Here is a 22,932-nt window from a genome sequence, read left to right as displayed (position 1 = left end):
CCCCTGTGGGAGCGAGCTTGCTCGCGATGAGGGCAGACCAGGCACCACAGATCTCAATCCTCACTGGTGTCCTTGATCAGATGCGCCGCCAATGTCCTCAACGGCCCCAGCTGCCGGCAGATCAGTGCCAGTTGCGTCTGCACCAACCGTTGACCCTCATCGATTTCATCAGGCATCTGTTCCAGTTCATTGGCCAGTGCTTCTTCTTCATCGCTCTGAATCTCGATCGAAGACTTGCTCGCCAGTCCTTGGGCGATCGCGTCGATGCTGGCGGCCAGTTTCACCCCGGCCCCTTCGATCAAGTGCTCACGCATGTCCGGCGGCAGTTGGGTTTCCCGGTGCGCGCCCAGGCCCGACAGGTAACTCAGTAACGTGTGTGACAGCACCAGGAAGCGGAAGCCTACGTCCGCTTCCTTTCGGAAATGGCCCGGCTCCATCAGCATGTTGGCCAGTGTGGTCGACAGCGCCGCGTCGGCGTTGTGCGCGTTGCGGCGGGCCAGGCGGTAAGCCAGGTCGTCGCTTTTGCCCGCCGCGTATTGCTGCATGATCTGGCGCAGGTAAATGCTATTGCAGGCCAGGGTGTTGGCCAGCACCTTGTTCAGGCGTCGGCCTTGCCAGTCCGGCAGGAACAGGAACACCGCGAGGCCAGCGATCAGGCTGCCGAGCAAGGTGTCGAACAGTCGGGGCAGGAACAGCCCGTAACCGTCGCCCACCTGGTTGAAGCAGAACAGCACCATCAGGGTGATTGCCGCCGTCGCCAGGGTGTAGCGGGTGGTGCGGTTGGTAAAGAACACCACCCCGGCGGCGATGGCGAAACACGACTGGATCAGCGGATTCGGGAACAGGTCGAACAGCGCCCAGGCCAGGGTCAGGCCGATGGCGGTGCCGATGATCCGTTGACCGAGTTTGCGGCGGGTGGCGCCGTAGTTCGGTTGGCAGACGAACAGCGTGGTGAGGATGATCCAGTAGCCTTGGGACGGGTGAATCAAATGCACCATGGCGTAGCCGATGCTCAAGGCCAGGGGCAATCGCAGGGCATGGCGAAACAGCAGCGAGGTTGGCGTCAGTTGCGTGCGCAAGCGCAGCCACACGTCCTTGAGGTTGCGCGGCGAGCGGTCGAGCAGGCTGCTGTCGGTGGCATCGGCCAGGGCGTCGGGGTTGCTGGCATCGCTGAGCAGGCGGTCGAGGGTGCCGAGGTTGGCCGCCAGTGCCCGCAGTGAGCGCAGCAAGCCGCGCCAGGCCGGGTTGCTCTGGATGCGCAGGTGTTCGAGGGAGGCATCGAGGTCGCTCAGGGCCTCGGCGAAACTGGCGTCATAGGTGAACGGCTGGCGCATCTGGATCGATTCGGCCAGGGCCCGGCAGGCCTTGCCTTGCTGGCGCAACAGGCGTTGGCAGCGGAACAGCACGTCGCTGTGGAAGAAGGCGTCGGCCAGGGCGTTGTAAGGGTAGTGCGACGAACTGGCGCGCTCGTGGATGTCCTGGGCGAGGAAGTACAGCTTGAGGTAGCGGCTGACTTTCGACCCCGGGCGCCCGTTGCCGACCCGGTGCAGGATGATCTCCTTGGCGGCGTTCAGTGCCGCCACCACCCGGCCGTTCTGCTGGGCCAGTTCCAGGCGCCGAGCCTCCACGTCCATCTGCCGGATCGGCTCGAACAACGAAGATTTGAGCTTCAGGTAAAAGCCCAGTTCGCGGAACAACCGCGCCAGGCTCTGCTGCACCGGCTGATTGGAAAACAGCGCCTGCCACAACACTGACAGCACGCCGTACCAGGCTGCGCCTGCCACCAAAAGCAGGGGTTCGTGCCAGAAGTCGGTGACCGCGCCCCCACGCTGGTCCACGCCGATCATGGTGTAGACCGAAAGGATCAACGTCGCCGAGGCAATCGCGCCATAGCGTTCGCCCAGGGCGCCGAGCATGGTCAGGCAGAATGCTGCGAGGGCGAAGGCAATGATGAAGAGGTAGGGGTAGGGGAAGAGCAGTTCGACCGACAGAGCGGCAACCGCGAAACACACCAGCGTCACCGCCAGCGCGTTGAGACGGCCTTGCCAGCTGTCGTCGGTCTCGGCCAGGGCGCTGGCGATAATCCCCAGGAACAACGGGATCAGCAGGCCCATTTCATCCTGATACCAACACAGCGCCATGGTGCCGGTCAGGGCAATGAACACCCGCACGCTGTAGCTGAATTTATCCAGCGCCCAAAGGCGACGCAGAGACTGGCGGAACGAAGTCGATGACATGAAATGCGAAGGCCTTCCGAGGCAATGACGCTAAATTGAGCCACTAATGACGCCGACGCAATGGCGTCGATCACATCAGACAGCAAAATCTGTTCCTTTCCTGACTGAAATACGGTCCCTGTAGGAGCTGCCGCAGGCTGCGATCTTTTGACTTTGCTTTTCAAGATCAAAAGATCGCAGCCTCGTTTCACTCGGCAGCTCCTACAAGAACGGTGCGATCAGACGTACTGCGCAGCCGCGTAGCCCGAAGCCCAGGCCCACTGGAAGTTGAACCCGCCCAGATGCCCGGTCACGTCCAGCACTTCGCCGATGAAGTACAGCCCCGGGCTTTTCAGCGATTCCATGGTCTTGGACGACACTTCATTGGTGTTGACGCCGCCCAGGGTCACCTCGGCAGTGCGATAGCCTTCGGTGCCGGCGGGCACGACTTTCCAGTTCGCCAGTTTCTCCGCGATATCGGCCAGTTCCGCGTGGGTGTACTGCTTCATCGGTTTGGAGACGAACCAGTTGTCCGCCAGCAGGTTGGCCATCTTCTTGGTGAAGATTTCACCGAGCAGGGTTTTCAGCTCGCTGTTTGGACGTTCGGCCTGTTGCTGTTGCAGCCATTCCGGCACGTCGTGATCCGGCATCAGGTTGATCTCGACGGTATCGCCGGACTCCCAGAACGACGAGATCTGCAAGATCGCCGGGCCGCTGAGGCCGCGGTGGGTGAACAGGATATTCTCGCGAAAGCTCTGGTCGTTGCAGCTCACCAGGCAATCCACCGACGTACCGGACAGCTCGGTGCACAAGGCCTTGAGCTGATCGGTGATGGTGAATGGCACCAGGCCGGCGCGGGTCGGCAGCAGTTCGTGGCCGAACTGTTTGGCCACCTGGTAACCGAAGCCGGTGGCGCCCAGGGTCGGGATCGACAGGCCGCCGGTGGCGATCACCAGGGATTCGCAGGTGATCTGGTCAAGCGTCGTGTCCAGCAAATAGCCCTTTTCGAGCTTCTCGATGGTCTGGATCGAGGTGTCCAGGTGCAGGCTGACGCCGACCTGATCGCACTCGTTGAGCAGCATCTCAAGGATGTCGCTGGATTTGTTATCGCAGAACAGCTGGCCGAGTTTTTTCTCGTGGTACGGCACGCCGTGCTTGGCGACCATGCCGATGAAATCCCACTGGGTATAGCGGGCCAGGGCGGATTTGCAGAAGTGCGCGTTCTGTGAGAGGAAATTGCTCGGCTCTGTGTACATGTTGGTGAAATTGCAGCGGCCACCGCCCGACATCAGGATTTTCTTGCCGGCCTTGTTGGCATGGTCCAGCAGCAACACCTTGCGCCCACGCCCGGCGGCGGTCAGTGCACACATCAACCCTGCGGCGCCAGCGCCAATGATCACGACTTCGGTAGAGCGCAAAACGGTGTCCTCTTGATGTATCACCACAAAACCAATGTGGGAGCGGGCTTGCTCGCGAAAGGGCCATCACATTCAACATCAATGTCGACTGATAAACCGCTTTCGCGAGCAAGCCCGCTCCCACAGGGGGATCTTCGTTGGGTCGAAGATCGCTTACAAAATGCGAACGCGCAACGAACGGCCCTTGATCTTGCCGTCGTTCAAACGCTGCAAGGCCTGCTTGGCAACGCCGCGCTCCACGGCCACATAGGCCTGGAAGTCGAAAATCGCGATCTTGCCGACCTGGGCACCGGGGATGCCGGCGTCACCGGTCAGTGCGCCAAGAATGTCGCCCGGACGAACCTTGTCCTTACGGCCGGCAGCGATGCACAGGGTGCTCATCTGCGGCAGCAGCGGACCACCACCCTTGGAGGTGAGGTTGTCCACCTGATCCCAGGTCAATGGTGTCTTCTGCAATTGTTCGATGGCCTGGGCGCGCTGCGCTTCGGACGGCGCCACCAGGCTGATGGCGAGGCCTTTCTCACCGGCACGGCCAGTACGGCCGACGCGGTGGATGTGGATTTCCGAATCGCGGGCCAGTTCGACGTTGATCACCATGTCCAGCGAGTCGATATCGAGGCCGCGGGCGGCGACGTCGGTCGCCACCAGCACTGAAGTACTGCGGTTGGCGAACATCGCCAGCACCTGGTCGCGGTCACGCTGTTCCAGATCGCCGTGCAGGCCGACGGCGGAAATGCCTTTGGCGGTCAGGTGGTCGACGGTTTCCTGAACCTGCTGCTTGGTGTAGCAGAAAGCCACGCAGGAGGCCGGGCGGAAGTGGCCAAGGACCTTGGTCACCGCACTCATGCGGTCATCCGGAGAGATCTCGAAGAAGCGCTGCTCGATCTGCGTGTCGTCGTGGAACGCTTCGGCCTTCACTTGCTGCGGGTTGCGCATGAACTTCGAGGCCAACTGCTTGATGCCTACCGGGTAGGTGGCGGAGAACAGCAGGGTCTGGCGACGCTCCGGGGCCTGCATGATGATTTCTTCGATGGAATCGTAGAAACCCATGTCGAGCATGCGGTCGGCTTCGTCGAGGATCAGGGTGTTCAGGCCGTGGAGTACCAGCGAACCCTTGCGCAGGTGCTGCTGGATGCGTCCCGGGGTGCCGACGATGATGTGCGCGCCGTGTTCCAGCGAAGCGATCTGCGGGCCGAGGGACACGCCGCCGCACAGGGTCAGGACCTTGATGTTGTCTTCGGCGCGGGCCAGGCGACGGATTTCCTTGGCGACCTGGTCAGCCAGCTCGCGGGTCGGGCACAGGATCAGCGCCTGGCAACCGAAGTAGCGCGGATTGATCGGGTTCAGCAGGCCGATGCCGAAGGCAGCGGTCTTGCCGCTGCCGGTCTTGGCCTGGGCGATCAGGTCCATCCCCTTGAGGATCACCGGCAAGCTTTGCGCCTGGATCGGCGTCATCTGGGCATAACCGAGGGAGTCGAGGTTAGCCAGCATGGCGGCGGACAGCGGCAAAGTATTAAATTCGGTGGCGATGGTGGTCACGGGACTGGCCTGCAAAACAAAATGTCGCGCAGTGTACCAGCCCAGTGGCCATTCGCCCTAAGGCTCTATGTGTTCTTCCGGACGTTTAACACGCCGTCCGTCATTCCGTGACAGCTGGGAAAAGATCGTCGCGGCCAACATTGCCATGATTCCTACGGTCACGAAGGTCAATTGGAATGCCCCCAAAACCGTGTCCACGCCATCATTGCCAATCTCCGCCGTAAAGCCACCGAGCAACGCACCCGCGCACGCAACCCCCAGGCTCAGGGACAATTGCGCGACCACCGACAGCAAGCTGTTGCCACTGCTGGCGCTGGCATCGTCGAGGTCGATCAGGGTCACGGTGTTCATCGCAGTGAACTGCAAGGAGTTGATCGCGCCAAGGATCGCCAGCTGGCACAGCAGCAGCCAGTACGGCGTCTGCTCGCTGACCAGGCCCATGCTCGCCAGCATGATCCCCAGGGCCAGGGTGTTGCCGGTGAGCACGATGCGGTAGCCCAGACGCTCGATCAGCGGCCGCGCCACCCACTTGGCGATCATCGCCGCCGCCGCCAGCGGCAGCATGCTCATCCCGGCCTGGGACGGCGAATAGCCCAGCGCCACTTGCAGCAGCAACGGCACCAGAAAGGGCAGGGCGCCGCTGCCGAGACGGGCGAACAGGTTGCCGAGAATGCCCACGGCAAAGGTCCGGGTCTTGAACAGCGACGGCGCGAACAACGGGTTCTCGATATGCCCGGCGCGCAGCCAGTACGCCGCCAGGCACGCCATGCCGCCGAACAGCAGTAACATCACCCGCAGATGCGGCAGGTGCAATTCGCCCAGGCCTTCCATGGCGATGGTGATCAGAATCATCGCCGCGCCAAACAGCACGAAGCCCAGGCTATCGAAGCGCGTGCGCTCGGAACCGCGCAGGTCCGGGATGAATTTCCACACGGCGTAGCAACCGACCAGCCCCACCGGCAGGTTGATCAGGAAGATCCAGTGCCAGGTCAGGTATTGCACCATCCAGCCGCCCATGGTCGGGCCGATCAAGGGGCCGAGCAGCCCGGGAATGGTGATGAAGCCCATGATCCGCACCAGCTCCGAACGCGGGTAGGCGCGCAGCACCACCAGCCGCCCAACCGGCAGCATCAATGCGCCGCCCAGGCCCTGGATCACCCGGGCACCGATCAGCATGCTCAGGCTGCTCGACAATGCGCAGAGCAGCGAGCCGAGGCTGAACAGCAAAATCGCACTGAAGAAGATTTTCCGGGTGCCAAAGCGGTCGGCGATCCAGCCGGACGCGGGAATCAGCAAGGCGACGGTGAGCATGTAGGCGATGATCACGCCCTGCATGCGCAGCGGATCTTCGGCCAGGTCCCGGGCCATGGCGGGCAGGGCGGTGTTGAGGATCGTCCCGTCGAGGGACTGCATGAAGAAGGCAATGGCGACGACCCAGGGTATCCAGCGGGCGGTCACGGCGTCGAGAGGCGGGCGGTTGGGCATGGGACCTCTTGTGGTGGTCAGGTAACCGGACCCTGTGGGAGCGGGCTTGCCCGCGAAGAGGTCGTAACATTCAACATCAATGTCGACTGATCCGCCGCTTTCGCGGGCAAGCCCGCTCCCACAGGTATTGCGTTTACAGGGTCAGGGTCAATCGGCTGACCAACGCCCCCGGCAACAACGCCGACGCCGTCGCTCGCTGACTATAGGTACTCGCCGACAACAACAACTCCCGCTCCTCGGTCAAGGCTTCCAGTTGCGAACCGAGCAGGCTGAAGGCGCTGTCATCGAAGCGCATGGTGTTGGCCGGCGCCTGGATCTCGCCGTTCTCGACCCAGAACGTGGCAAACCGGGTCATGCCGGTCAGGCGTGCGGCCGGTTGATCCGAGAAGTTCAGGTACCACAGGTTGCTGATGTACAGCCCCGTGCCCAGTTGCTTGAGGATGTCCGCGTCAGGCAATGCCCCGGCTTTCATGTTCAGCGCGCTCGGTGACTCACCGCCGCTGGCGCCATTGGCGGTCAAGCCGTATTCGGCGGCGCTGCGCGAACTGACCAGTCGTGCCCCGGCCTTGCCGTCGACGATCAACTTAAGATCGCTGCGTGGATAACCCTCATCGGAAAACGCCGGGCTCAGCGAGCCGCTGACTTTTTCATCCAGCGAGACCAGCGGGCTGAACGCGCTGTCGCCACCGTAGAGCTTTTGCAGCGGGCTGCTTTTGCTGGCGATCGACTGTGCCGAGAAACCACCCCAGCACAGCATGCCCATGATTTCTTCCAGCGCCGCCGGTGCCAGGTAAGCGCGGTACTGGCCGGGCGGCAAAGTGCGCAGCGGCCGGCCCAGAAACTCAAGCTGCTCGCGGGCCTGCTGGAAGCGTCTGGCAAAGCCTTCGCTATTCCAGTCGTGCCCGGCGTAGCTGGCTTTCACGGCCTGGCCATTCTCGTGGAACAGGCTGAAGTCGAAATTGAAACTGTTGGCCTGATGCCAGCCGAAGGCGCCCGAAGAACTGGCAAAGCCACGACTGATCGGGCCGGCGGCGTAGAAACCGACAAGATCCAGGCCTTCGGCGGCCTGGGTGATTTGCGCGACTACCTCCTCGGTGTCCGGCAGCGGATGCGATTGCACGTTGTTGCTCTGCCAGCCGTTGTGGTTGAGCAGCAAATAAGGATCCTGAGGCAGCAGCGGCAAGGTTTCCCGCAGCTGTTGCAGGCCTTCGGTCAAACGTTGCAGATCAACCTGGGGATCGCCGCCCAGGGTGATGTTCAGGTCGGCATGGCGGCCTTCGTTAATCAGTTTCAGGCCGATACTCGCCTGCTGCACCTGACCGGCCTGACGCACCCTGGCGTGGTTGAAACGCACGAAGGCCGACGACTCGGCGGCGTAGCTGAGGGTGAACTGCTCGGGCTCGCGCAGGGCTTCACGCAGGCTGTTGACCAGCGCCTTGAACGACGCGGACTGGCTGTTTGAAGGATTCATCAGGCGTCTCCTCCGAATACATCAACATTGCTGAACACGCAGGCCGGTGACGCGTGGCCGACGCGGATCACCTGGTTCGGTTCGCCCTTGCCGCAGTTCGGTGTGCCGAGGACCTTCAAGGTACTGGCATCGCCGACGGCGCTGAGGCTCTTCCAGAATTGCGCGGAGATGCCCCGGTAATTGGGGTTCTTCACCACACCCTTGAGTTCGCCGTTTTCGATCAGTTGGCCCCATTCGCAGCCGAACTGGAATTTGTTGCGCGCATCGTCGATCGACCATGAACGGTTGGTCGACATCAGCACGCCGTGTTCGATACCGCCGATCAGTTGTTCGATGGACTGGTCGCCCGGCTCGATGTTGAGGTTGGCCATGCGGTCGATCGGCGGGCGGTTCCAGCCACAGGCACGGCTGTTGGCGACGCCGTCCATGCCCGCACGAAATTGCGACAACGCACCGCCCAGCGGGCGCAGTAGCAGGCCTTCGCGGATCAGGAACTGTTTGCTGGCAGGCGTGCCGTCGTCGTCATGGCCGTAGCTGGCGAGCTCCTCGGGGATGTCCGGGTCGAAGGTCACGTTGAGCAGGCCGGAACCGTATTGCAGGCGCCCGAAATCACTGGCTTTGACGAAGCTGGTGCCGGCGTAGTTGCGCTCGTCGCCGAGGATGCGGTCCAGTTCCAGCGGATGGCCGATGGACTCGTGGATTTGCAGCATCATCTGGTCGGGCATCAGCAGCAGGTCGCGTTTGCCTTGCGGGGTGTTTGGCGCCAGGAGCAACTGCAGGGCCTGATCGGCCACCTGGGCACCGGCACCGATCAGGCCGCAGCGGCTGATGACGTCCGCCGCGCCTTGCTGGCCGAAGTTCTCGCGGCCAAGGCTGCGGGTCTGGCTGTCGTTGCCGTCGTAGGCCGTGACATCCAGGCCGGGGTACACAAAGCGTTGGGCCTGGCGCAGTTCGGCACCGGCGCTGTTGAGGTAGATCTGCTCGACGTGGGTGATACCGAGGCTGACCTGCCAGTTCACCAGGCGGTCGTCCTTGGGCACGGCGGCGGATTCGGCGCCGAGCAACTGGTAGCACTCACTCAGGGACGGGAAGGCCTGGTCGAGGTTGGGTGAAAAGTAATCGGCGCGGTCGCTGGAAACGGCTTGTTCGCGCAGGTCCAGCAAGGCGTGGGGCTTGAGTCGACGGGCCTGAAGTTCGGCGCGTTCGAGGGCGGCTTGCAGGCCTTGTGGCGACAAATCGTTGGTGGCCGCATAGGCCTCGACGCCATTGACCCGCACGGTCAGCATCGCCCCTTCGTCACGGCTCAGGCTCGGCGGTTCGGCGACGCTCTTGCGCACCGACAGGTACTGCCCGGACTCGCGTACATAACGCAGGGAAAAGAATTCGGCACCCGTGCGCAAGGCAGCGAAGCGCTGCTTGAGCTGGGGGTAAAAATCGAACATTCGTGAACCTCCTGGGTATGGAGTGGCGATGGAGCGGTGCTGCGAGGGGAGGGGTGAAACGATTGCGTGGCGCTAGATTAGGCCTGCAAGGGGGGAGGGATCAAGGATGGAGCGGTCTAGAGCGGTGGATACTTTGGGAGGGATGGTGGCTGACAGGGCCCCTTCGCGAGCAAGCCCGCTCCCACATTTAATCCCGGGTGTTCACAAAATCTGTGTCCACTGGAGATCAAGTGTGGGAGCGGGCTTGCTCGCGAATAGCCGTAACGCGGTGTAACGCCTTAAGCGATCTGGCTCACTTCCCGCACCGGCTTGCCCTTCACCGGCGCTTCACCCGCCACATAGTAAGTGGCGGTGCTGCGCGGCAACGGCTTGCGGCCACGGATCTTGTCGGCGATTTTCTCGGCCATCATGATCGTTGGTGCGTTGAGGTTGCCGGTGGTGATGATCGGCATGATCGAGGCATCGACCACGCGCAGGCCTTGCATGCCATGCACGCGACCTTCGCCATCGACCACGGCCATTTCGTCGGTGCCCATCTTGCACGAGCAGGACGGGTGGAACGCGGTTTCGGCGTGTTCGCGGATGAACTTGTCCAGTTGCTCGTCGCTCTGCACGTCGATCCCCGGGCTGATTTCGCGACCACGGAAGGCGTCCAGTGCAGGCTGCTGCATGATTTCACGGGTCAGGCGGATGCCGTCGCGGAATTCCTGCCAGTCCTGCTCGGTGGCCATGTAGTTGAACAGGATGCTCGGGTGCTGGCGCGGGTCTTTCGACTTGGCCTGGATGCGCCCGCGGCTCGGCGAACGCATGGAGCCCATGTGCGCCTGGAAGCCGTGCTCTTTCACACCGTTGCTACCGTTGTAGTTAATCGCTACCGGCAGGAAGTGGTACTGGATGTTCGGCCATTCGAATTCCGGACGGGTGCGGATGAAACCGCCGGCTTCGAACTGGTTGCTGGCGCCGATGCCGGTGCCGTTGAACAGCCACTCGGCACCGATGGCCGGCTGGTTGTACCAAAGCAGCGACGGGTACAGGGAGACCGGTTGGGTGCAAGCGTATTGCAGGTACAGCTCAAGGTGATCCTGCAGGTTTTCACCGACGCCCGGCAGGTCGTGGACCACCGGAATGTCGAGCTTGTTCAGCAGCTCGGCCGGGCCGACGCCGGAGCGTTGCAGGATCTGCGGTGAAGCGATGGCGCCGGAGCACAACAGCACTTCCTTGCGCGCCTTGACCTCAACGCGCTCTTCAGCGGCGCCGACCAGGTAACGCACGCCGACCGCACGCTTGCCTTCGAACAGGATCTTGTCGGTCAGGGCGTGGGTGACGATGGTCAGGGTCGAACGCTTCTTGGCGACGTCCAGGTAACCACGGGCGGTGGAAGCACGACGACCTTTCGGTGTCACGGTGCGGTCCATCGGGCCGAAGCCTTCCTGCTGGTAGCCGTTCAAGTCTTCGGTACGCGGGTAACCGGCCTGCACGCCGGCTTCAACCATGGCGTGGAACAGCGGGTTGTTGCCGGCTTTCGGCGTGGTCACGCTGACCGGGCCGTCGCCACCGTGGTAGTCGTTCGGGCCGATGTCGCGGGTTTCCGCTTTACGGAAATATGGCAGGCAATCCAGGTACGACCAGTCTTCCAGGCCTGGCAGTTTCGCCCAGCCGTCGTAGTCCATAGCGTTGCCGCGGATGTAGCACATGCCGTTGATCAGCGAGGAACCACCCAGGCCCTTGCCGCGACCGCATTCCATGCGACGGCCATCCATGTGTGGTTCTGGATCGGTTTCGTAGGCCCAGTTGTAGCGACGGCCTTGCAGCGGGAACGCCAAGGCGGCCGGCATCTGCGTGCGGAAGTCGAAACGGTAGTCCGGGCCGCCCGCTTCGAGCAGCAGGACGGTGACGCCGGCGTCTTCGGTCAGACGGGTCGCCAGGGTGTTACCGGCCGAGCCGGCACCGATGATGATGTAGTCGAATTCTTGGGACATTGAATGCACCCTCTTTGATGTTGGTCAGGTCTGGCCTGACGAGTGCTGCGCACTCGATTCGCGAGTAAGCCCGCTCCCACATTTGATCTCTGGTGTACACAGGATCTGTGTTCGCCACTGGTCCCTTGTGGGAGCGGGCTTGCTCGCGAGAGGCCCTCGCGAGCAATACGGGTCTCAGTCTTAGAACACCGAGACGTAATCGCCCAGCTCGACCTGTACCGATTTGATGCGGGTGAAGTTGTTCAGCGAGCTGATGCCGTTCTCACGGCCGACACCCGACTGCTTGTAGCCGCCAACCGGCATCTTCGCGTCGGACTCGCCCCAGGCGTTGATCCAGCAGATACCGGCTTCCAGCTGATGAATCACGCGGTGGGCGCGGTTCAGGTCCTTGGTGACGATACCGGCGGCCAGGCCGAAGTCGGTGTCGTTGGCGCGGCGGATCACTTCTTCCTCGGTTTCGTAGGACAGGATCGCCATGACCGGGCCAAAGATTTCTTCACGCACGATGGTCATGTCGTCGGTGCAGTCGGTGAACACGGTCGGCGCCACGAACGCACCTTTGGCGAATTCGCCGTCGGTCAGGCGCTCACCGCCGCACAGCAGGCGGGCACCTTCTTCCTTGCCCTTGGCGATGTAGCCCAGCACGCTTTCCATGTGCGCAAAACTGACCAGCGGACCGAAGTTGGTGTTTTCGTCTTGCGGGTTGCCGATGCGGATGCGTGCAACGCGCTCGGCGATCTTGGCTTCGAAAGCGGCTTTCAGGTGGGCCGGGACGAACACGCGAGTGCCGTTGGTGCAGACCTGCCCGGAGCTGTAGAAGTTGGCCATCATCGCGGTGTCGGCGGCGCGATCGAGGTCGGCGTCGTCGCAGATGATCAGCGGGGATTTGCCGCCCAGTTCCATGGTCACGTCCTTGAGCGAAGAGCTCGAGGCGCTGGCCATGACTTTCTTGCCGGTGTCGGTGCCGCCGGTGAACGAGACTTTCTCGATGCGCGGGTGCTCGGTCAACCAGGTGCCGACTTCACGGCCGCTGCCGGTCAGGACGTTGAACACGCCGTTTGGCACGCCGGCTTCGGTGTAGATCTCGGCCAGTTTCAGGGTGGTCAGCGAGGTGACTTCGCTTGGCTTGAAGATCATCGCGTTGCCGGCCGCCAGGGCGGGTGCGGATTTCCACAGGGCGATCTGGATCGGGTAGTTCCACGCGCCGATACCGGCCACGACGCCCAGCGGCTCGCGACGGGTGTAGACGAACGAAGTGGTGCGCAGCGGAATCTGCTCGCCTTCGATGGCCGGTACCAGGCCTGCGTAGTACTCCAGCACGTCAGCGCCGGTGACGATGTCGACATAGCGGGTTTCGGAGTAGGCCTTGCCGGTGTCCAGGGTTTCCAGGGCGGCCAGTTCGTCGTTGCGCTCGCGCAGGATTTCCACGGCGCGACGCAGGATGCGCGAACGCTCCATGGCGGTCATGGCGGCCCAGATCTTCTGGCCCTTTTCGGCGCTGACGACGGCGCGTTCGACGTCTTCCTTGGTCGCACGTTGCACTTTTGCGAGGACTTCACCGTTAGCCGGGTTGATGGCTTCGAAAGTGGCGTCGCTGCTGGCGTCGCTGTACGCGCCATCGATGTAGAGTTTTTGCAGTTCGAAACGGGCCATAAAGTCCTCGCAAGAGCATTAAGTGGCTGGCGCGGTTCGGTGGTTGAGCGTTTATGTGTGCTCTAACTCACCCGCTTGGCCAGTTGGGTATCCATGTATTCGTAAGCAATCTGTTGCGCCTGCCCGGTGTCGAAAGCATCTCCCGACAGCGCGCCGCGTAACCACAGGCCGTCGATCAACGCAGCCAGGCCTCGGGCGGCACTGCGCGCATCATTGAGCGGCAGTACGCGGCGGAACTGGCAGCACAGGTTGGAATACAGACGGTGATCGTTGATCCGCTGCAACCTGTGCAAAGACGGCTGGTGCATGCTGGTGGCCCAGAAGGCCAGCCAGGTTTTCATCGCCGGGCCATTGACCTGGCTGGCGTCGAAGTTGCCTTCGATGATCACCTGCAGATGCGCCCGCGGGCTGTCATCTGTCAGCGCCTGTCGGCGCAGGGTGACGTTCTCGCTCAGGACGGTCATCAGGTACCCCATGGTGGCGGCAATCAGGCCGTTCTTGTCCTGAAAGTAGTGACTGATGATGCCATTCGAGACACCTGCCAAACGGGCGATCAGCGCAATGCTGGCGTCCCCCATTCCGACCTGATCGACGGCCAGCAAAGTGGCTTCGATCAATTGCTGGCGGCGGATGGGTTGCATACCGACCTTGGGCATCTTGCACATCTCCTTAGGCCTTCCGGTGGACGTAGTACGGCTACCGGGTTGAAGGCCAGTCTATTTTGTTTTGATTGAACGTTCAATCAACAAAGAATAAGATCTGCGACAAATCGTCGCTGCCTGTGAATTTTCCTACGCGCTGTGGCGGAAAAAACGACAACTGAAACGGCTCGAAACCTACGCGCTGCGGCGCTCCAGGGGTTTCGGGCTTTTTTCGGGGTGTCTTTATATCACCCGCCGGTCGGCTGCCCACTAACCGATTGGTCGGGTAACACGTTTGTCTTGCGTTCTTCTCTCGCACTGCCCGGAGCATCTGTGCCATGAGTTCTGCCTCGCTAATAAAGACCCCACCCGAGAAGGTGACGGTCAACGGTTGGGTGTTCTACACCTCTACCGCGTTGATTCTGTTGTTGACCGCCATTCTGATCATCGCCCCGCAAGAGGCCGGCAGAATGCTGGGTACGGCGCAAGCCTGGTTGTCCCGCAGCTTCGGCTGGTACTACATGGTGGTGATTGCCGCCTACCTGATTTTCGTCGTCGGCCTGGCGTTTTCGTCCTACGGCAAATTGAAACTGGGCAGCAAGGACGACACCCCGGACTTCAGCTACGGCGCCTGGGCGGGGATGCTGTTCTCGTCGGGTATCGGCATCTCATTGCTGTACTTCGGCGCGTCCGAGCCGCTGGACCACTACTTCAACCCGCCGGAAGGCGTGGCCGGCAGCAACCTTGCCGCTCGTCAGGCCGTTCAACTGACGTTCCTGCACTGGGGCCTGCACGGCTGGGCGATCTATGCGCTGGTGGGGTTGGCCGTGGCGTACTTTGCCTACCGGCATAACCAGCCGCTGGCGTTGCGTTCGGCGTTGTATCCGCTGGTGGGCGAGCGTTGGGTCAAGGGCGCGGCCGGGCATGCGGTGGACGGCTTCGGCATGTTCGTGACCCTGCTGGGGCTGGTGACGAACCTGGGGATCGGTTCGCTGCAAGTGTCGTCGGGGCTGGAAAACCTGTTCGGCATGGAACACAGCAACACCAACCTGCTGATCGTGATCATCGTGATGAGCACCGTGGCGACCATCGCTGCCGTGTCGGGCGTGGAAAACGGCATCCGCCGTCTGTCCAACCTGAACATCGTGCTGTTCAGTGGCCTGCTGATTTTCGTGCTGTTGTTCGGCCCGACCTTGCACCTGCTCAACGGCTTCGTACAGAACGTCGGTGACTACCTGAATGGCGTGGTGCTGAAGACTTTCGACCTCTATGTCTACGAGGGCGATAGTGAGAAGTCCGACCGCTGGTTGGGCCTGTGGACCCTGTTCTACTGGGCCTGGTGGATTTCCTGGGCACCATTCGTGGGCATGTTCATCGCGCGTATTTCCCGTGGCCGCACCGTGCGCGAACTGGTAGCCGGCGTGCTGCTGATTCCGCTGGGCTTCACCCTCGCGTGGCTGTCGATCTTCGGTAACTCGGCTTTGGACCTGGTGATGAACCATGGGGCGGTGGAGCTCGGGAAGACGGCACTGGAACAGCCGTCCATGGCGATCTACCAGTTGCTTGAGCACTACCCGGCGTCGAAGGTTGTGATCGGCGTGTCGATCTTTGTCGGTTTCGTGCTGTTCCTGACCCCGGCGGACTCCGGCGCGGTGATGATGGCCAACCTTTCGTGCAAGGGCGGTAATGTCGACGAAGACGCACCGCACTGGCTGCGGATCTTCTGGTCGGCGGTGATCACCCTGGTGACCATCGGCCTGCTGTTCGCCGGCAACTTCGAAGCCATGCAAACTATGGTGGTGCTGGCCGGTCTGCCGTTTTCGGTGGTGTTGGTGTTCTTCATGTTCGGATTGCACAAGGCCATGCGCCAGGACGTGCAGATCGAACAGGAGCAAGCGCAGTTGGCCGAACGTGGTCGTCGAGGTTTCAGCGAGCGCTTGACTCAGCTGGACCTGCAACCGAGCCAATCGGTGGTGCAGCGCTTCATGGACAAACAGGTGAGCCCGGCGCTGGAAGATGCGACGGCGCAGATGCGTGCACAAGGCCTGCAAGTGCAGACTTTGCTCGGTAAGTCCAAGCGTTGCATGGGCGTGCGCGTGGAAATGGAAGAGGGCAACCCTTTCGTCTACGAAGTGAGCCTGGATGGCTATCTGGCCACGCCGACCGAATCGGTGCAATCCGACGAGGCGCGCCAGCGTTTCTATCGCGCCGAGGTGTACCTGCACAACGGCAGCCAGGACTACGACTTGATGGGCTTCACCCAGGATCAGATCACCCGTGACGTGCTCGATCAGTTTGAAAGCCATCGGCAGCTACTTGGCCGGGTTTATAGCTGAGTGGTGAAAGGGCGCGGTGTGTCAGTGGCATCGCGTCAGCCTTAAAAGATCGCAGCCTTCGGCAGCTCCTACAGGGGAATGCGTTTAAGGTAGGAGCTGCCGAAGGCTGCGATCTTTTGATCTTTGCTCTTCAAACAAAAACGCCGCGATTCTATCGCGGCGTTTTTGTGTCTGTTGCCTTACCCCAGGTTCTTGCCGAGCAGTGCGTGATATAGCTCGCTGTCGCCAAGAATCCCCACCACCTTGTTGTTGTCATGCAGCACCAGCTTGTTGCCGGTCTGATAACGAATCTGCAGTGCATCGCGCATGCCGATGTTCGAGTCCACCAGGGTTGGTCGACGACCCAGGCCTTCAACGGCCTGACCCGGTATCCAGTTCTGCAAGTCCAGCACAGAGCCGTTTTGGCGAGCGCCCTTGATGGTGTTGCCATCGGCCAGGTCCAGCCACGAATCACCACCTGGATCCAGGCACACCGAACCGTTGATGCGTTTGCAGTTGTCCAGGGTGCGCATCAGGCTGCGACCGCACAGTACGTTCAGCGGGTTGGTGTGGGCAACGAAGGTCCGCACGTAATCGTCCGCAGGGTTGAGGACGATTTCTTCCGGTTTGCTGTACTGGATAATCCGGCCGTCTTTCATGATCGCGATGCGGCTGCCCAGTTTCAGGGCCTCATCGAGGTCGTGGCTGACGAATACGATGGTCTTGTTGAGCTTGTGCTGCAGCTCCAGCAGCTCGTCTTGCAGGCCCTGGCGGATCAACGGGTCGAGGGCCGAGAACGGTTCGTCCATCAGCAATATGTCGGCGTCCATCGCCAGCGCACGGGCCAGGCCCACGCGTTGCTGCATACCACCGGACAGCTCATCGGGTTTCTTGTTGCGCCACTGGGCCAGGCCCACCAGCTCAAGCTTTTCGTCCACCAGTTTGCGTCGTTCCTTTTCCGGACGACCCTGCATTTCCAGGCCGAAGCTGATGTTCTCGCGCACTGTCAGCCAAGGCATCAGGGCGAACTTCTGGAACACCATCGCGATGCGCTTGGTGCGCATCATTTTCAGTTCTGCCGGGGTGCACGAGGCAATGTCGATCTGCTTGCCTTCGTGCTCGACGAACAGCTTGCCGCGGCTGACGGTGTTGAGGCCGTTGATGCAGCGCAGCAGGCTGGACTTGCCGGAGCCGGACAGGCCCATCAGCACGCAGATTTCACCTTTTTCGATATCCAGGCTGGCTTTTTCAACGCCGACAATCTGCCCGGTCTTTTTCAGGATTTCGTTACGGGTCATGCCTTGATCCAGCAGCTTGAGGGCCTCGCGTGGATCCTTGGAGAAGATAACGTCAACGTTATCAAAGCGAATAATGCTCATGCATCACCCCCTACTTTGGCGTCGGGTTGTTTGCAGATACGGTCGAGCATGATCGCCAGCAGTACGATCGCCAGGCCTGCTTCGAAGCCCAGGGCGATATCAGCAGTGTTCAGTGCGTTGACCACCGGTTTGCCCAGGCCATCGGCGCCCACCAGTGCCGCAATCACCACCATCGAAAGGGACAGCATGATGCACTGGGTGATGCCGGCCGCGATGCTTGGCATGGCGTGGGGCAGTTCGATTCTTGAAAGCAACTGACGGCGCGAGCAGCCAAAGGCCTTGCCGGCATCCATCAATTCTTCCGGAACATCGCGGATACCCAGGTAAGTCAGGCGGATGGGCGCGGCAATCGCGAACACCACCGTGGAGATCAGGCCCGGGACCACACCCAGCCCGAAGAGGGTGAGGGTAGGAATGAGGTACACGAAGGTCGGTACGGTCTGCATCAGATCGAGTACCGGACGCATTAAAGTATAGAACATCGGCTTGTGCGCGGCGACGATGCCCAATGGCACACCGATGAGCACGCAGACCAGGGTGGCGAACAGCACCTGGGCGAGGGTTTCCATGGTTTCCTGCCAGTACCCCAGATTGAGGATCAGCAGGAAGGAGGCAACGACAAACGCGGTCAGGCCCCATTTGCGTTGAATGAAGTGTGCCAGTAGTGCGATCAGGCCGATCAATGCCAGCGGGTTGAACCAGGTCAGCGCAAACGTCACGCCGTGGATCATCGTTTCCAGTGTCACGGCGATGGCGTCGAAGGTGCTGGCGCCGTGTTGCGTCAACCATTCAACGAAGCCTGCGATGTACTGGCCTAGGGGTATTTTCTGATCAATCAGCATGGTAGTGAACGTCCGCATGCAAGGTAATTAACAGCCCGGGCAGGCGAACCTGCCCGGCATAAACGATGCTCCCTAATTCAAGGCGTCAGTTTGGCTTTCACGGCCTCCAGGCCAGGTTTACCGTCAATGGTGGTCACGCCAGCGAGCCAGGTATCGAGCACCTGTGGATTCTTTTTCAGCCAGGCCTTGGCGGCCGCGTCAGGCTTCATCTTGTCGTCCAGGATGTTGCCCATCAGTTCGCTTTCCATGTCGACAGTGAACTCCAGGTTCTTCAGCAACTGGCCAACGTTGTTGCACTCCTGGGCGTAACCCTTGCGGGTGTTGGTCGCCACGGTGGCGGCACCGAAATCCGGGCCGAAGAAGTCATCACCACCGGTCAGGTATTGAATTTTGAAGCGCTTGTTCATCGGGTGCGGCGCCCAGCCGAGGAACACCACGGCGGTGTCGCGTTTCTGCGCGCGGTCGACCTGCGACAGCATGCCGGCTTCGGAGGACTCGACGACTTTGAAGCCGGCGGTCTTCAGGCCGAAGGCATCCTTGTCGATCATGCTCTGGATCAGACGATTGCCATCGTTGCCGGGCTCGATGCCGTAGATCTTGCCGTCGAGCTCTTTCTTGAATTTGGCAATGTCGGCGAAGTCATGCAGGCCCTTGTCGTACAGCGCCTGAGGGACGGCGAGGGTGTACTTGGCGCCCTTTAGGTTGGTGCGCACGGTTTCCACGGTGCCGGCATCGCGGTAGGCCTTGATGTCGTTTTCCATGGTCGGCATCCAGTTGCCCAGGAACACGTCCATGTTCTTGCCGTCGGCCAGGGACTTATAGGTCACGGGCACGGAAATCATGGTGGTCTTGGTCTTGTAGCCGAGGGCGTTGAGCACGACGCTGGTGGTCGCGGTTGTCGCGGTGATGTCGGTCCAGCCGACATCGGAGAAGTTTACGGTGCTGCATTGGGCCGGTTCGGCGGCTTGCGCCAGAACCGGCAGACTAAGCATTGCGGCCAACAACAACGACGGGGAACCTTTCATGGATGGACTCCTTGGTGTTTTTTTTGGCAGTGTTCCGACTGGACCACCGCACTTATAGGTTGCGGTTGGATGGCGTTCTGGAGACAGCTCTACCACGTCGCCTTGTAATCGAGTCGATACGATCATGTACCAGTGAAAATCTGACGCCTACAGGGTGCGTCGTATCCAGTACAGGGATGGTCGCATCCAGTGTCGGTGACGTCGTTTACAGATTTTTTCAGCCCGATTTCCCCCTCTGAACCGCAAAAAAACGGCGAAAACACAGCGTAAAAGACACGCGGCGCTGGTGGGCATGAGTGCGTCGGTTAGAGACGTCGAACAACTGGATAAAAGCTTGATGATGCGGTCATCTCGGCGGATTGCAGCTTGAGCGTAGCAGCTCCGTCACCGTGCGCTTTCGCGTGCGCAGTGGGCCCATCCAGGAGTTCGGCAGTAATGGCTATCAGTGTTTTCGACCTGTTCAAAATCGGCATCGGCCCTTCCAGTTCACACACCGTGGGGCCCATGCGGGCGGCGGCGTTGTTTGTGCAGGGCCTGCGTGAGCGCGGGCTGCTTGAGCAAGTGCGGCGTGTCGAAGTCCAGCTGTTCGGCTCGTTGTCGGCCACCGGCATCGGCCATGGCAGCGACAATGCCGTGATCATGGGCCTGATGGGCGAGTGGCCGGACGCGATCGATCCGTCGCAAATCGGCATTCGTATCGCCACCCTGCGCGAGACCGATACGCTGCTGCTCGACAGTCGCTTGCCGGTGCCCTTCATCTGGGCCCGGGACATGCGCCTGATCGACGAGAACCTGCCATTCCACCCCAACGCCATGACCCTGATTGTCGAGGGCGAGGACGGCGAGTTGCATCGCGACACCTACTATTCGGTTGGCGGCGGTTTTGTCGTCGATGAGGCGCAGGCCTCCAGCGGTGTTGTCGACCTCGACCGCACCGTGTTGCCTTATGACTTTTCCAGCGCTGCCGAGCTGCTGGAGCTGTGTAAAAAGCACAAGCTGCGCGTGGCTGAGTTAATGATGGCCAACGAGAAAGTCTGGCGCAGCGAGGATGAAATCCGCAGCGGCCTGATGAAGCTCTGGCGCGCCATGCAGGATTGCGTTGAACAAGGCCTTAAACACGAAGGCATCCTGCCCGGCGGGCTGAACGTGCGTCGCCGTGCGGCCAAGCTGCATCGCAGCCTGCAGGAACTGAACAAACCCAACGTGATCGGCTCGACCTTGAGCGCCATGGAATGGGTCAACCTGTTCGCCCTGGCGGTCAACGAAGAAAACGCCGCCGGCGGGCGTATGGTCACGGCACCGACCAACGGCGCGGCGGGGATCATTCCGGCGGTACTGCACTACTTCATGAAGTTCAGCGAGGCCGTGACCGACGCCAATGTCGTCGACTACTTCCTCGGCGCGGCGGCGGTGGGAATCCTGTGCAAGAAGAACGCCTCGATCTCCGGTGCCGAAGTCGGCTGCCAGGGCGAAGTCGGTTCGGCCTGCGCCATGGCGGCGGCGGGACTGGCGGAAATTCTTGGTGCCACGCCAGAACAGTTGTGCAACGCGGCGGAGATCGGTCTGGAGCACAACCTCGGCCTGACCTGCGACCCGGTGGGTGGGTTGGTCCAGGTGCCGTGCATCGAGCGCAACGCGATTGCCGCGGTGAAAGCGATCAACGCTGCGCAAATGGCATTGCGCGGTGATGGCCAGCACTTTATTTCGCTGGATCGGGTGATCCGCACCATGCGCGATACCGGTGCCGATATGCATGACAAATATAAGGAGACATCGCGGGGTGGGTTGGCGGTAAGCGCGGTGGAGTGCTGAGACCGCGTCGCCTTCATCGCGAGCAAGCTCGCTCCCACAGGTTTTGCGTCGGTCACAAAAATTGTGTTCACCTCGATCCCTGTGGGAGCGAGCTTGCTCGCGATAGCGCCAGACCAGTCAAAACTGCGCGCTAAGTGAACACCCTGTTTAAAACGCGCCACCTTTTGGCGCGTCGCTCACAGATAAATCGTCTTGCCACTGATCGAGGGCCAACCGGCCTTCGACCGCCTGTCACCCGTGCCTGCGGTGACACTCCTTTCCATCGCGGCGCAACGCCGTTCCCACAAGTGCTACCGAATTGCTCACAGCTTGTGGGCGGGGGCGTTTGCCAGTCCTGATGGCCATTTAAATCCCCCTGCCTTGCAAGACATATATAGACACATTCCGACGTCGTTTTTAGGAGTTATTGAACGCGCATTCAAATTTAGGCATGGCAATTGCTCTGTCATTACAAAGCCCGTCTCCCACGCGAGAACGATGGCGATAAAAAGAGCCTCCGCCTGAGGCCATCACCCGCTTTGTGTGAGGAGATACCGCGATGACGACGTTCAACTCCGGGGCCCAACCCCAGAACCGTGCGCCTCAATCCATCGGCTTTCTGCTGTTGGACAATTTCACGCTGATTTCTCTGGCCTCCGCAGTGGAACCCCTGCGCATGGCCAACCAGTTGTCCGGTCGCGAGCTGTATCGCTGGACCACCCTCACCGTCGACGGCGGCCAGGTCTGGGCCAGTGACGGCCTGCAGATCACCCCCGACGCCTCTATGCACAAAGCGCCGCCAATGGACACGGTCATCGTCTGCGGCGGTATCGGCATCCAGCGCACTGTTACCCGCGAACATGTGTCATGGCTGCAAAGCCAGGCTCGCCAGTCCCGCCGCCTCGGTGCGGTGTGCACCGGCAGCTGGGCCCTGGCCTGCGCCGGCCTGCTCGACGGTTTTGATTGCAGCGTGCACTGGGAATGCCTGGCGGCGATGCAGGAAGCTTTCCCGCGTGTAGCGATGAGCACACGCTTGTTCACCCTCGACCGTAACCGTTTCACCAGCTCCGGCGGCACCGCGCCGCTGGACATGATGCTGCACTTGATCAGCCGCGATCACGGTCGTGAGCTGTCGGCGGCCATTTCGGAAATGTTCGTCTACGAGCGCATCCGCAACGAGCAGGATCACCAGCGTGTGCCGCTCAAGCACATGCTCGGCACCAACCAGCCGAAGTTGCAGGAAATCGTCGCGTTGATGGAAGCCAACCTCGAAGAACCGATCGACCTGGACGAACTGGCGGTATATGTCGCGGTGTCCCGTCGTCAGCTCGAGCGCCTGTTCCAGAAGTACCTGCACTGCTCGCCGTCGCGTTACTACCTCAAGCTGCGCCTGATCCGCGCGCGGCAGTTGCTCAAGCAAACGCCGATGTCGATCATCGAAGTGGCGTCGGTCTGTGGCTTCGTGTCCACGCCGCACTTCTCCAAGTGCTACCGCGAATACTTCGGCATTCCGCCGCGTGACGAGCGCGTAGGGTCCAACACCACCCAGCAAGTGGCGATGATGCCGCTGCCGCAAGCATTGGTGCTGTCGCCGTTGTCCGGTCCGTTGTCGGCGCTGAGCCAGGCGCGCAATGAGTCGACGTTTGCCAGTGTAAGGCTCTAAACCAAGGCGTCATTAAAAGATCGCAGCCTTCGGCAGCTCCTACAGGGATCGGGTTCAACTGTAGGAGCTGCCG

15 protein-coding genes are annotated in these 22,932 nt (G+C 61.3%); 3 read left to right on the top strand and 12 right to left on the bottom strand.

The window, feature by feature from the left end:
* Window positions 1-53 precede the first annotated feature (53 nt).
* From yccS to betI, 9 genes are all read right to left on the bottom strand, one after another.
* Window positions 54-2,237, bottom strand: coding sequence for a YccS family putative transporter (yccS, locus tag AB4O40_RS15555; protein ID WP_056726545.1), 2,184 nt, complete (start codon window positions 2,235-2,237; stop codon window positions 54-56).
* 218 nt (window positions 2,238-2,455) lie between these two features.
* Complete coding sequence (locus AB4O40_RS15550) at window positions 2,456-3,634, bottom strand: BaiN/RdsA family NAD(P)/FAD-dependent oxidoreductase (protein WP_056726546.1); 1,179 nt, start codon at window positions 3,632-3,634, stop codon at window positions 2,456-2,458.
* 153 nt (window positions 3,635-3,787) lie between these two features.
* Complete coding sequence (gene dbpA / locus AB4O40_RS15545; RefSeq protein WP_236709710.1) at window positions 3,788-5,125, bottom strand: ATP-dependent RNA helicase DbpA; 1,338 nt, start codon at window positions 5,123-5,125, stop codon at window positions 3,788-3,790.
* A 105-nt stretch (window positions 5,126-5,230) separates the two neighbouring features.
* On the bottom strand, window positions 5,231-6,658 hold the full coding sequence (gene mdtD, locus AB4O40_RS15540; protein WP_056726548.1) for a multidrug transporter subunit MdtD: 1,428 nt from the start codon (window positions 6,656-6,658) through the stop codon (window positions 5,231-5,233).
* Between the two features lie 133 nt (window positions 6,659-6,791).
* Window positions 6,792-8,129 (bottom strand): TldD/PmbA family protein, encoded by a 1,338-nt coding sequence (locus AB4O40_RS15535; RefSeq protein ID WP_409078143.1) that lies wholly within the window; start codon window positions 8,127-8,129, stop codon window positions 6,792-6,794.
* A complete protein-coding gene (locus tag AB4O40_RS15530) occupies window positions 8,129-9,571 on the bottom strand; it encodes a TldD/PmbA family protein (protein ID WP_460053880.1) in 1,443 nt (480 codons plus the stop codon). The genes AB4O40_RS15535 and AB4O40_RS15530 overlap by 1 nt, the downstream gene beginning before the upstream one ends.
* A gap of 278 nt (window positions 9,572-9,849) precedes the next feature.
* Window positions 9,850-11,550 (bottom strand): choline dehydrogenase, encoded by a 1,701-nt coding sequence (betA, locus tag AB4O40_RS15525; RefSeq protein WP_223541340.1) that lies wholly within the window; start codon window positions 11,548-11,550, stop codon window positions 9,850-9,852.
* 180 nt (window positions 11,551-11,730) lie between these two features.
* Window positions 11,731-13,203, bottom strand: a complete 1,473-nt coding sequence (betB, locus tag AB4O40_RS15520) for a betaine-aldehyde dehydrogenase (RefSeq protein ID WP_223541341.1) — start codon at window positions 13,201-13,203, stop codon at window positions 11,731-11,733.
* Between the two features lie 62 nt (window positions 13,204-13,265).
* Window positions 13,266-13,859 (bottom strand): transcriptional regulator BetI, encoded by a 594-nt coding sequence (gene betI, locus AB4O40_RS15515; protein ID WP_056726553.1) that lies wholly within the window; start codon window positions 13,857-13,859, stop codon window positions 13,266-13,268.
* Between the two features lie 380 nt (window positions 13,860-14,239).
* Between betI and AB4O40_RS15510 the strand changes: the two genes are divergently transcribed.
* A complete protein-coding gene (locus AB4O40_RS15510; RefSeq protein ID WP_223541379.1) occupies window positions 14,240-16,180 on the top strand; it encodes a BCCT family transporter in 1,941 nt (646 codons plus the stop codon).
* 179 nt (window positions 16,181-16,359) lie between these two features.
* On the opposite strand, the gene choV is transcribed toward AB4O40_RS15510, so the two are convergent.
* From choV to AB4O40_RS15495, 3 genes are all read right to left on the bottom strand, one after another.
* Entirely contained in the window at window positions 16,360-17,538 is a 1,179-nt protein-coding gene (choV, locus tag AB4O40_RS15505; protein ID WP_056726555.1) for a choline ABC transporter ATP-binding protein, read from the bottom strand.
* Entirely contained in the window at window positions 17,535-18,380 is an 846-nt protein-coding gene (choW, locus tag AB4O40_RS15500) for a choline ABC transporter permease subunit (RefSeq protein ID WP_056726556.1), read from the bottom strand. Before choW ends, choV begins: the two co-directional genes overlap by 4 nt.
* 77 nt (window positions 18,381-18,457) lie before the next feature.
* Window positions 18,458-19,405, bottom strand: a complete 948-nt coding sequence (locus tag AB4O40_RS15495; RefSeq protein ID WP_409078142.1) for a choline ABC transporter substrate-binding protein — start codon at window positions 19,403-19,405, stop codon at window positions 18,458-18,460.
* A gap of 435 nt (window positions 19,406-19,840) precedes the next feature.
* On the opposite strand from AB4O40_RS15495, the gene AB4O40_RS15490 reads away from it, so the two are divergent.
* Together AB4O40_RS15490 and gbdR are read left to right on the top strand one after the other, a co-directional pair.
* Window positions 19,841-21,217 carry an L-serine ammonia-lyase gene (locus AB4O40_RS15490; RefSeq protein WP_056726558.1) on the top strand — a complete coding sequence of 459 codons (1,377 nt, stop codon included), beginning with the start codon at window positions 19,841-19,843 and terminating at the stop codon, window positions 21,215-21,217.
* Window positions 21,218-21,755: 538 nt separating this feature from the next.
* Window positions 21,756-22,859 (top strand): choline metabolism transcriptional regulator GbdR, encoded by a 1,104-nt coding sequence (gene gbdR, locus AB4O40_RS15485; protein WP_007975492.1) that lies wholly within the window; start codon window positions 21,756-21,758, stop codon window positions 22,857-22,859.
* Window positions 22,860-22,932: the final 73 nt, after the last annotated feature.

Source organism: Pseudomonas sp. S2_F07, from assembly GCF_054668325.1.
This window is presented reverse-complemented; position numbering and strand designations above follow the sequence as displayed.

Bases quoted from the DNA above. Each gene is read 5' to 3' on its own strand.
- yccS (WP_056726545.1), bottom strand. From the start codon at position 2,237: ATGTCATCGACTTCGTTCCGCCAGTCTCTGCGTCGCCTTTGGGCGCTG.
- dbpA (WP_236709710.1), bottom strand. From the start codon at position 5,125: ATGCTGGCTAACCTCGACTCCCTCGGTTATGCCCAGATGACGCCGATC.
- mdtD (WP_056726548.1), bottom strand. From the start codon at position 6,658: ATGCCCAACCGCCCGCCTCTCGACGCCGTGACCGCCCGCTGGATACCC.
- AB4O40_RS15535 (WP_409078143.1), bottom strand. From the start codon at position 8,129: ATGAATCCTTCAAACAGCCAGTCCGCGTCGTTCAAGGCGCTGGTCAAC.
- AB4O40_RS15530 (WP_460053880.1), bottom strand. From the start codon at position 9,571: ATGTTCGATTTTTACCCCCAGCTCAAGCAGCGCTTCGCTGCCTTGCGC.
- betA (WP_223541340.1), bottom strand. From the start codon at position 11,550: ATGTCCCAAGAATTCGACTACATCATCATCGGTGCCGGCTCGGCCGGT.
- betB (WP_223541341.1), bottom strand. From the start codon at position 13,203: ATGGCCCGTTTCGAACTGCAAAAACTCTACATCGATGGCGCGTACAGC.
- betI (WP_056726553.1), bottom strand. From the start codon at position 13,859: ATGCCCAAGGTCGGTATGCAACCCATCCGCCGCCAGCAATTGATCGAA.
- choV (WP_056726555.1), bottom strand. From the start codon at position 17,538: ATGAGCATTATTCGCTTTGATAACGTTGACGTTATCTTCTCCAAGGAT.
- choW (WP_056726556.1), bottom strand. From the start codon at position 18,380: ATGCTGATTGATCAGAAAATACCCCTAGGCCAGTACATCGCAGGCTTC.
- AB4O40_RS15495 (WP_409078142.1), bottom strand. From the start codon at position 19,405: ATGAAAGGTTCCCCGTCGTTGTTGTTGGCCGCAATGCTTAGTCTGCCG.
- AB4O40_RS15490 (WP_056726558.1), top strand. From the start codon at position 19,841: ATGGCTATCAGTGTTTTCGACCTGTTCAAAATCGGCATCGGCCCTTCC.
- gbdR (WP_007975492.1), top strand. From the start codon at position 21,756: ATGACGACGTTCAACTCCGGGGCCCAACCCCAGAACCGTGCGCCTCAA.